At 58.0% G+C, this 1,435-nt stretch carries 1 rRNA gene; it reads left to right on the top strand.

Annotated elements, in window-relative coordinates:
* Positions 1-1,386, top strand: a 16S ribosomal RNA gene (locus ABD220_RS17905); the annotation flags it as partial.
* Between the last annotated feature and the right edge of the window lie 49 nt (positions 1,387-1,435).

The following is a 1,435-nucleotide window of genomic DNA, read 5'->3' as shown; positions in this document are numbered from 1 at the left end:
GGGATAAGCCTGGGAAACCGGGTCTAATACTGGATACTACTGTCCACCGCATGGTGGGTGGTGGAAAGGGTTTTACTGGTTTTGGATGGGCTCACGGCCTATCAGCTTGTTGGTGGGGTAATGGCTCACCAAGGCGACGACGGGTAGCCGGCCTGAGAGGGTGACCGGCCACACTGGGACTGAGACACGGCCCAGACTCCTACGGGAGGCAGCAGTGGGGAATATTGCACAATGGGCGGAAGCCTGATGCAGCGACGCCGCGTGAGGGATGACGGCCTTCGGGTTGTAAACCTCTTTCAGTAGGGAAGAAGCGAAAGTGACGGTACCTGCAGAAGAAGCGCCGGCTAACTACGTGCCAGCAGCCGCGGTAATACGTAGGGCGCAAGCGTTGTCCGGAATTATTGGGCGTAAAGAGCTCGTAGGCGGTTTGTCGCGTCTGCTGTGAAAGCCCGGGGCTCAACCCCGGGTCTGCAGTGGGTACGGGCAGACTAGAGTGCAGTAGGGGAGACTGGAATTCCTGGTGTAGCGGTGAAATGCGCAGATATCAGGAGGAACACCGATGGCGAAGGCAGGTCTCTGGGCTGTTACTGACGCTGAGGAGCGAAAGCATGGGGAGCGAACAGGATTAGATACCCTGGTAGTCCATGCCGTAAACGTTGGGCACTAGGTGTGGGGGACATTCCACGTTTTCCGCGCCGTAGCTAACGCATTAAGTGCCCCGCCTGGGGAGTACGGCCGCAAGGCTAAAACTCAAAGGAATTGACGGGGGCCCGCACAAGCGGCGGAGCATGCGGATTAATTCGATGCAACGCGAAGAACCTTACCAAGGCTTGACATTCACCGGACCGCCCCAGAGATGGGGTTTCCCTTCGGGGTCGGTGGACAGGTGGTGCATGGTTGTCGTCAGCTCGTGTCGTGAGATGTTGGGTTAAGTCCCGCAACGAGCGCAACCCTCGTTCTATGTTGCCAGCACGTGATGGTGGGGACTCATAGGAGACTGCCGGGGTCAACTCGGAGGAAGGTGGGGATGACGTCAAATCATCATGCCCCTTATGTCTTGGGCTTCACGCATGCTACAATGGCCGGTACAAAGGGTTGCGATACTGTGAGGTGGAGCTAATCCCAAAAAGCCGGTCTCAGTTCGGATTGAGGTCTGCAACTCGACCTCATGAAGTCGGAGTCGCTAGTAATCGCAGATCAGCAACGCTGCGGTGAATACGTTCCCGGGCCTTGTACACACCGCCCGTCAAGTCACGAAAGTTGGTAACACCCGAAGCCGGTGGCCTAACCCCTTGTGGGAGGGAGCCGTCGAAGGTGGGACTGGCGATTGGGACTAAGTCGTAACAAGGTAGCCGTACCGGAAGGTGCGGCTGGATCACCTCCTTTCTAAGGAGCCGTTGACCGCCGTGTGGTGGTCGCCCCCGCCCTAGTGCCC

This window comes from Kocuria aegyptia, assembly GCF_039530085.1.
Classification (GTDB): Bacteria; Actinomycetota; Actinomycetes; order Actinomycetales; family Micrococcaceae; genus Kocuria; species Kocuria aegyptia.
Note: the sequence above shows the minus strand (reverse complement) of the source record. Positions and strands in the feature narration are given on the sequence as shown.